This window comes from Mesorhizobium sp. WSM4976, assembly GCF_029625685.1.
Classification (GTDB): Bacteria; Pseudomonadota; Alphaproteobacteria; order Rhizobiales; family Rhizobiaceae; genus Mesorhizobium.
This window is the reverse complement of sequence record NZ_JARTVT010000064.1, coordinates 1-8,580: the sequence shown is the minus strand read 5'-3', so window position 1 is coordinate 8,580 and position 8,580 is coordinate 1. Positions and strand designations below refer to the sequence as shown.

The window sequence follows — 8,580 nt, the reverse complement described above, 5'->3', positions numbered from 1 at the left end:
GCGGCGGACAGCAACTCAGGGGGAAAACTGTAACCCATGTATCCGGTTCAAAGTGTTACCCATCTATCGGCTGGACACCAAGCTTTGATATGCCGGCGGCGATCAGCTCTTCTCCCCTTGGCCTACCCCTCCAACCTTTATCCGCCAGCCTGTATCGGCTAAGGGCTTCGCAACAAAGCCCTTGACCCCGGACTGCCCGCAAAAATGACCGCCAAGCTTTCCCCCCTCTTCCTCGGCATCGACACCGGCGGCACCTACACCGATGCGGTGCTGTGGTCGGAGGAGGGCGGCCCCAAGGGCAAGGTTCTGGCCAAGGCGAAGTCGCTGACCACGCGGCACGATCTCGCCGTCGGCATTTCCGGCGCGGTCGATGCCGTGCTTCAGCAATCCGGCACCGATCCTGCCGCGATCAAGCTGGTCTCGATGTCGACGACCTTGGCCACCAACGCGCTGGTGGAGGGCCAGGGCGGGCGCGTGGCGCTCGTCATGATCGGCTTTTCCGAGGCCGATCTTGCCCGCGATGGCTTGAAGACGGCGCTCGGCACCGATCCGGTGGTGTTCTGCCCCGGCGGCCATGACGTGCACGGCAATGCCGCCAAGCTCGACTTGTCCGGCCTCGAGGCCGCACTCCCCGAGCTTGGGCGTTCGGTGTCCGGCTTCGCCGTCTGCGCCTATTTCGCCACGCGCAACCCGGCGCATGAGCTTGCCGCTCGCGACCTGATCCGCGAGAAGACCGGCCTGCCGGTCACCGCCAGCCACGAGCTTTCGGCAAAGCTCGGCGGCCCGCGCCGCGCGCTCACCACGCTGCTCAACGCCCGCCTGATCTCGATGATCGACCGGCTGGTCGCGGCGACCGAAGGATTTCTGGCCAAGCGCGGCATCGCGGCGCCCCTGATGGTGGTGCGCGGCGACGGCGCGCTGGTGTCGGCGGCCTTTGCCCGTCAACGGCCGATCGAGACGATCCTCTCCGGCCCCGCCGCCAGCCTTGTCGGCGCCCGTCACATGACCGGGCTGGACGACGCCATGGTGTCGGATATCGGCGGCACCACCACGGATGTCGCCGTGCTCGATGGCGGCCGTCCTCGCCTCGATCCGGAAGGCGCCACCGTCGGCGGCTTCCGCACCATGGTCGAGGCCGTCGCCATGCGCACCTTCGGCCTCGGCGGCGACTCGGAAGTGGCGCTGGAAGACGGCGCGCTCGATCCGAAGATCCTGCTCGGGCCGCGCCGCCTGGTGCCGCTGGCGCTTGCCGGCATGGCGCATGGCGAGGCGGTCACCGCCGAGCTGGAACGGCAGCTGCGCGCGCCCAATCCGAGCCGCATGGACGGGCGTTTTGCCGTACGCACCGGAGTGCCGGATCGCCTCGCCGCCGGCCTCACCGCGCCGGAAGCGAAGCTTTACGAAGCAATCGGCGCCACGCCGCTGGCGCTCGACCGGCTGCTCTCGTCCAACGCGCAGAACGCCACGCTGAACCGTCTGGTTGCGCGGGGGCTCGTGCACATCTGCGGCTTCACGCCGTCCGACGCCGCCCATGTGCTGGGCAAGCAGTCGAACTGGGACGTCGCCACCGCCCGGCTGGGCGCAGAGCTGTTCGCGCGCCGCCGCGACGGCCGCGGCCAGGCGATCGCTGCCACGCCGGAGGAGATTTCGCAGCGCGTGCTGGTCACGCTCACCCGCTGGTCGGCCGAATACATCCTCGAAACAGCCTTCGCCGAGGATGGCCTGGACGGCGCGGCGACCGTCGCGCACGCGCTGGTGCAGCGCGCGGTCGATGGCCATCCAGGCATCGCCCGCTTCACCGTCGCGCTCGACCGTCCGGTGATCGGCCTCGGCGCTTCCGCGCCGCTGCATTATGCGGGCCTGCCGCCGCTTGTCGGCAATGGCTGCATCGTGCCGGAAGACACCGATGTCGCCAACGCGCTGGGCGCCGTGGTCGGCCAGGTGCGGGTCTCGGCCGAAGCCCGCGTCAGCCAGCCGAAGGAAGGGCTGTTCCGCCTGGCGTCGGGCCAGACAGTACGCGACTTCACCGACGAGGCGAAGGCGATCGAGGCGGCTGAAGCCGATGTGCGGGCGATCGCAGCCGGGCGCGCCAAGGACGCCGGCACCGACAGCGCCGAGATCGACGTCGCCACCGAGTTCAAGGTCTCGACCATCGAGGGCCAGCGCATGTTCATCGAAGCACATGTGGTCGCCGTGGCGTCAGGACGGCCGCGGATCGCGGTGTGAGGGAGAGGGGGAGACCGCGTACCCCTACACCCTAAGCCGAATTGACCCCGCAACCCCAAACATGCCAAAGGGCCGACAAAGCCTACCATTTGGAGAACTCCTGATGACCGACCGCATCGAGATCGCCGGGTTGCGGATTGCCCGGGAGCTCCATGACTTCGTGGCCGAGGAGGCCACGCCCGGCACCGGCATCGATCCGGAAAAATTCTGGGAAGGCTTTTCGGCCATCGTCCACGATCTCGCGCCGAAGAACCGCGCGCTGCTGGCCAAGCGCGACGCCATGCAGGCGAAGCTCGACGACTGGTACCGCCAAAACGGCGCGCCGATCGACATGGAGGCGTACAAGACCTTCCTGAAGGAGATCGGCTATCTGGTGCCGGAAGGGCCGGCCTTCAGCGTCTCGACGGAGCATGTCGACCCCGAGATCGCTGTCGTCGCCGGGCCGCAGCTCGTCGTGCCGGTGATGAACGCGCGCTATGCGCTCAACGCCGCCAATGCGCGCTGGGGCTCGCTCTATGACGCGCTCTACGGCACCGATGCCATTCCCGAGACCGGCGGCGCAGAGAAGGGCAAGGGTTTCAATCCGGCGCGCGGCGCCAAGGTGATCGCCTGGGCGAAGGATTTCCTCGACCAATCGGTGCCGCTGACCACGGGCAAATGGGCCGGGGTCAACGGGCTGTCGGTGGCGAATGGCGCGCTGAAAGCGGGCGAGGGCGCCGGCGCCACCACGCTCGCCGACCCAAAACAGTTCGCCGGCTATCGCGGCGATGCCGAGAATCCCGAAGCGGTGCTCCTGGTCAAGAACGGCCTGCATATCGAGATCGTGATCGACCACGCCAACCAGATCGGCAAGACCGATCCGGCCGGCATCGCCGACGTCATCCTGGAATCGGCTCTCACGACCATCCAGGACTGCGAGGATTCGGTCGCGGCTGTCGATGCCGAGGACAAGGTCGTCGTCTACCGCAACTGGCTCGGCCTGATGAAGGGCGACCTCGCCGAAGAGATCACCAAGGGCGGCAAGACTTTTGTCCGCAAGCTCAATCCGGACCGCCGCTACACGGCGCCCAATGGCGGCCAGCTCCTGCTGCCGGGCCGCTCGCTGATGCTGGTGCGCAATGTCGGCCACCTGATGACCAATCCGGCGATCACCGACCGCGACGGAAACGAAGTGCCGGAAGGCATCATGGATGCCGCGATCACCGGGCTGATCGCGCTGCATGATGTCGGCGAGAACGGCCGCCGCGCCAATTCCCGCGCCGGCTCGATGTATGTCGTGAAGCCGAAGATGCACGGGCCGGAAGAGGTTGCCTTCGCCGTCGAGATCTTCGACCGGGTCGAGGCGCTGCTCGGCATGGCAAAGAACACCATCAAGATGGGCATCATGGACGAGGAGCGGCGCACCACCGTCAACCTCAAGGAGGCGATCCGCGCGGCGCGCGAGCGCGTGGTGTTCATCAACACCGGCTTCCTCGACCGCACCGGCGACGAGATCCATACCTCGATGGAAGCCGGCCCGATGATCCGCAAGGGCGACATGAAGCAGGCTGCCTGGATCTCCGCCTATGAGGCTTGGAATGTCGACACAGGGCTGGAATGTGGGCTCGCCGGCCACGCGCAGATCGGCAAGGGCATGTGGGCTATGCCGGACCTGATGGCGGCGATGCTGGTTGAGAAGATCGCACATCCCAAGGCCGGCGCCAACACCGCCTGGGTGCCCTCGCCGACAGCGGCGACCCTGCACGCCACGCATTATCATAAAGTGGATGTGCACGCCGTGCAGGCGGCGCTGAAGAATCGGCCGAAGGCCAAGCTCGACGACATCCTGTCGGTGCCGGTCGCGGTGCGGCCGAACTGGACGCCGGACGAGATCCAGCGCGAGCTCGACAATAATGCGCAGGGCATTCTGGGTTACGTGGTGCGCTGGATCGACCAGGGCGTCGGCTGCTCGAAAGTGCCCGACATCAACGATGTCGGCCTGATGGAGGACCGCGCGACGCTGCGCATCTCCTCGCAGCACATCGCCAACTGGCTGCGCCACAAGGTCTGCTCGGAAATCCAGGTCAGAGACTCGTTGCAGCGCATGGCGGCGATCGTCGACCGCCAGAATGTCGGCGACCCGCTCTACCGCCCGATGGCGCCGGACTTCGACCATTCCATCGCCTTCCAGGCCGCCTGCGACCTGGTGTTCAAGGGAACGAGCCAGCCCAACGGCTATACAGAGCCGGTGCTGCATGCGCGGCGGCTGGAGCTGAAGACGAAGGACCGGTAGCGCCGCCTTTACGTTCCCGTCGGGGGCGATTGCACAGGTCTCCAGCTCCGCCGGTCCTCTATCCCCGCGCGAGAATGAGCAAACGGGGAAAGGCGCTGCCCTTTCAAGAGCGCTCGGGGATCTGCCCAGAGCAGCTATCGCTCGTGGTCAGCGAAACCGTCGCGATCACGCGCCGATCACCCGAATGAGATGACAAGTTGATTAGAGGGACATTGACGATATTGTGTCTACCTACTAGTTGGTAGGTACTACCAAAAAAACGAAAGAAAAGGTATCCGTCATGCCTGCACTAACGAGCGGCCAGAACCGCGCCAAGCCCTCGAACGGCTGGCTCAAAAGCTATTACTATCTGCGGTTTGCCGTATCGGCGGCCTGGGTCCTGGCGGCCTTCACCGTAACGAAGACCGTTCCGCCGCTCGCCGCCGTGATGCTGGTCGCCTATCCCCTTTGGGACGCGCTCGCCAACTATGTCGACGCGCAGCGCAGCGGCGGGCTTCGCAGCAACAGATCGCAACTTTTGAACTTCGTGGTCAGCATCGTCACCGCGATCGCGGTTGCAATCGCGCTTGGCCGCAGCATGAACGCGGTGCTTGCAGTCTATGGTGTCTGGGCCGCGCTCTCCGGCGTGTTTCAGCTCCTGACGGCGGTTCGTCGCTGGAAGACCAACGGCGCCCAGTGGGCGATGATCCTGAGCGGCGCCCAGTCGGCGCTGGCCGGTCTCTTCTTCGTCAAGATGGCGGGCGGCACAGATGCCATCGGCATCGTCAACGTCGCGCCCTACGCCGCTTTCGGCGCCTTCTACTTCCTGGTGTCCGCCGTGTGGCTTTCGGTGAGCGATATCCTTCGCAAGTCGCCGCAGGCCGCGCGTTGAGATTTCCTCCGCCGGAGGTTAGGCATGCTTATGGACAGGCCCTCGAACACCGCCGATGACATCCTGGCCGCCGCGCGACGCTTCATCGTCGCCGGCGGCTATAACGGATTCAGCTACGCGGATATCGCCGAGGTGGTGGGTATCCGCAAAGCCAGCATCCATCATCATTTCCCGAGCAAGGTCGACCTCGTGCGGACCCTGGTCAGGCGCTACCTCGAGGACGCCGTGACGGGCATGACCGAGCTCGAGCGCAATGTGCCCGGGCCGCCCGAGTTGCTGCGAACCTATGCCGGCTTCTGGGCGCACTGCATCGAGGACGCGAGCAGGCCGTTCTGCGTCTGTGCGTTGCTGGCGAGCGAGCTTCCGGTGCTGCCGCCGGAAGTTGCCGCCGAAGTTCGGGCCTATTTCCAGTTTCTGTCGGGCTGGCTGACAGGCGTGATAGAGCGCGGCGCCGGGCAAGGTACATTGACGATCGCCGCCGCGCCACGCGTCGAGGCGGAGGCCTTCATGGCGACCGTGCACGGGGCGATGCTTTCCGCGCGGGCCTATGGCGATGTCCTGACCTTCGGCATGATCCTGGAGCCGACCCTGCAGAAGCTGATCCCGGCAACCGATTGATGTTAGATCGCCCGGCCTCGTTGCTCGGTGCCGCGCAGGAGGCGTTCCCGATCGGGCCTTTAGCAATTGCTATTTCTCGGACTGAGTGACCATTTTGACACAGGTTTATCGGGTAATTGAGAGTATGCTAACGCAGTGGCAGTGGCAGGCGACAGCGGGTCGCGGGAGACAATCGATGCGTTCTATCGTTGGAGCTTTCTTGATTCTGGGCACGGCGATGACTGGCGCCAATGCCGCGGACATCGTTCAGCCAGTGGCATCGATGGATGTTCCCTATTCATGGACCGGGCTTTATGTCGGCGCGAACGCGGGCGGGGCCTTCGGGAAGGTTGACGGCGATTTCACCGGTATTCTTGGATCGGCCGACATCGGGAATTTTACCGGCGGCGCGCTGGTGGGCGCCAATTACCAGTATGGCCAATGGGTTTTCGGTGTCGAAGGCGATATCAATTACCTGGGGTTCAAGAAAGAATTCTCGCCCGGAGCAAACGGTGGCGGGGGTCTTGGTGCCGAAGCGAGGGTCGATGCTTTCGGAACGATCCGCGGCCGCGTCGGCTATGCATTCGATCGTTGGCTCCCTTATGTCACGGCCGGTGTTGCGATGGGTGATGTCAAGATCGATGAGCACGTCTTCGGCATTGCTAAGACCAAGTTTCAGACAGGATACGCAGTCGGCGGCGGCGTTGAATACGCTTTCAACAACAATTGGACCGCTCGTGCGGAATATCTCTTCGTTGACCTCGGCAAAAAGGATTTCGGGTTTAGCCCTTCTGCTCCCTATGACGTGAAGACCAACTTCAGTGTGGTTCGCGCTGCCGTGGCCTACAAGTTCTGATTCCGAGCGGCATTAATTTGGCTCACAATGCCCGGCGCGACGGCATATCGTGCCGACGTCAGGAATTGCCTTGAAGCGGGCCTCCATTCCAACGGAACGGCTCTGGCTATGCGGTCGTGCTAATCAAGCCGCCTGCGCCGTCCGCTCGGCGCTCATGCGATAGGAAATCGCTTCGGCGAGATGGATGCGGCCGACCGTCTCGCTGGCGTCGAGGTCGGCCAGCGTGCGCGCCACTTTCAGCACGCGGTGATACGCTCGTGCCGAGAAGGCAAGTTTTTCGCTTGCGTCCTTGAGCAGCGTCAGGCCGGCTGAATCCGGCCTTGCGATCTCCTCGATGATCGAAGGCGGGCAGTGCGCGTTGGTGGTGGCGCCGGCGCCCAGCCGTTCCAGCCGCTCGCGCTGCATGGCGCGCGCACGCGCCACGCGCTGCGCCACCGAAGCGCTTGTCTCCGCCTTGTCCGGCCGGATCAGGTCGCTCGCCGAGACAGCCGGCACCTCGATCCTGAGGTCGATGCGGTCGAGCAGCGGGCCGGAAATCCTCGCCTGGTATTCGGTGCGGCAGCGGTCGCCGCGCAGGCAGCGAAAGCCCGGCTCGCCCGACATGCCGCAGCGGCACGGATTCATCGCCGCCACCAGCTGGATACGCGCCGGATAGGTGACGCGGTGGTTGGCGCGCGCGATCATGCAGTCGCCGGTTTCCAGTGGCTGGCGCAGCGCATCCAGCGTCTGCGGCGTGAACTCCGGCAGCTCGTCGAGGAACAGCACGCCGTGATGGCGAGCGACACCTCGCCGGGGCGCGCGCGCAGTCCGCCGCCCACCATCGCCGCCATCGAGGCCGAGTGATGCGGCGCGCGGAACGGCCGCCGGTCGGTCAGCTTGCCTTCGCCGAGCTCGCCGGCGACGGACGCGATCATCGAGACTTCGAGCAGTTCCTTCGGCGCCAGCGGCGGCAGGATCGAGGGCAGTCTTTGCGCCAGCATCGACTTGCCCGAGCCCGGCGGCCCGACCATCAGGATATTTCATCCGCCGGATTGCGGCGAAACGGCGGCGCGCCGCTACTCACGGAAGGAATGGCTCCCGGAAGTCACGATGGGAGTAGCGCTAGGATAGCAGTATTATTCGGGCGACAAAGAATAATCTTCTCGCTGTAATATACGCAATTGCGTATATATTTCCGAATGTCCCGTTCTGTCCATCAGGTTTCGGAATGTCAGGCTTAAATGAGGAGATCGGTCGCCTTTGACAAAGTGCGCTGTAGATGTAGAATTAGTTCTTCGTAAGCGGCATAATTTCTGACCACAAGTGACGGGTCCCATGTCGGGGAGGCACTCTATTGCCTGAGTTGTCGAGCGTAGTTCGCATTGCGGCTGCGCAGTACATTCGCATGTCAACCGAGCATCAGCGCTATTCTCTGGAAAATCAGATCGCTGCAATAGCGGAGTACGCCGAAGCCCGCGGCTTCGCTATTGTCCAAACCTATGCCGATGCTGGAAAAAGCGGCCTCAGCCTCAAAGGACGAGACGGCCTTAAGCAATTGCTGTCCGATGTCGTGACTTGTCAGCGCAGCTACTCTGCAATCCTCGTCCTTGACGTCAGCCGGTGGGGACGGTTCCAAGACACTGACCAGTCCGCTCACTATGAATTCATCTGCCGAGACGCCGGTGTAGCTGTCCGGTATTGCGGAGAGCCTTTTGAAAACGACGGCAGCATGGTCTCAACCATCGTCAAGAACCTTAAGCGCGTCATGGCAAGCGAGTA

At 64.3% G+C, this 8,580-nt stretch carries 6 protein-coding genes and 1 pseudogene; 6 read left to right on the top strand and 1 reads right to left on the bottom strand.

All coding sequences use genetic code 11. The features are described 5' to 3' along the window. Positions 1-204 precede the first annotated feature (204 nt). The 5 genes from P9272_RS35325 (at position 205) to P9272_RS35305 (ending at position 6,822) form a co-directional block, all read left to right on the top strand. Complete coding sequence (locus P9272_RS35325) at positions 205-2,226, top strand: hydantoinase/oxoprolinase family protein (protein WP_278164781.1); 2,022 nt, start codon at positions 205-207, stop codon at positions 2,224-2,226. Between the two features lie 103 nt (positions 2,227-2,329). Further along, a complete protein-coding gene (locus P9272_RS35320; RefSeq protein WP_278164780.1) occupies positions 2,330-4,498 on the top strand; it encodes a malate synthase G in 2,169 nt (722 codons plus the stop codon). Positions 4,499-4,778: 280 nt separating this feature from the next. Then, the gene (locus tag P9272_RS35315; protein WP_278164779.1) at positions 4,779-5,369 is read left to right on the top strand and encodes a DUF308 domain-containing protein; all 591 of its coding nucleotides are present in this window, start codon (positions 4,779-4,781) and stop codon (positions 5,367-5,369) included. 30 nt (positions 5,370-5,399) lie between these two features. Next, positions 5,400-5,987 carry a TetR/AcrR family transcriptional regulator gene (locus P9272_RS35310; RefSeq protein ID WP_128258721.1) on the top strand — a complete coding sequence of 196 codons (588 nt, stop codon included), beginning with the start codon at positions 5,400-5,402 and terminating at the stop codon, positions 5,985-5,987. A 175-nt stretch (positions 5,988-6,162) separates the two neighbouring features. After that, complete coding sequence (locus P9272_RS35305; protein WP_278164778.1) at positions 6,163-6,822, top strand: outer membrane protein; 660 nt, start codon at positions 6,163-6,165, stop codon at positions 6,820-6,822. A 123-nt stretch (positions 6,823-6,945) separates the two neighbouring features. Here the strand turns inward: P9272_RS35305 and P9272_RS35300 are convergent. Then, positions 6,946-7,853, bottom strand: a pseudogene (locus tag P9272_RS35300) (ATP-binding protein); the annotation flags it as partial. 302 nt (positions 7,854-8,155) lie between these two features. Here P9272_RS35300 and P9272_RS35295 point away from each other — a divergent pair. Then, positions 8,156-8,580: recombinase family protein (locus P9272_RS35295; RefSeq protein ID WP_347404091.1), on the top strand; the 425-nt coding region annotated here is incomplete at its 3' end.

What these genes read in the sequence shown, in the direction of transcription:
- P9272_RS35325 (WP_278164781.1), top strand. Translation starts at nt 205, where the DNA reads ATGACCGCCAAGCTTTCCCCCCTCTTCCTCGGCATCGACACCGGCGGC.
- P9272_RS35320 (WP_278164780.1), top strand. Translation starts at nt 2,330, where the DNA reads ATGACCGACCGCATCGAGATCGCCGGGTTGCGGATTGCCCGGGAGCTC.
- P9272_RS35315 (WP_278164779.1), top strand. Translation starts at nt 4,779, where the DNA reads ATGCCTGCACTAACGAGCGGCCAGAACCGCGCCAAGCCCTCGAACGGC.
- P9272_RS35310 (WP_128258721.1), top strand. Translation starts at nt 5,400, where the DNA reads ATGGACAGGCCCTCGAACACCGCCGATGACATCCTGGCCGCCGCGCGA.
- P9272_RS35305 (WP_278164778.1), top strand. Translation starts at nt 6,163, where the DNA reads ATGCGTTCTATCGTTGGAGCTTTCTTGATTCTGGGCACGGCGATGACT.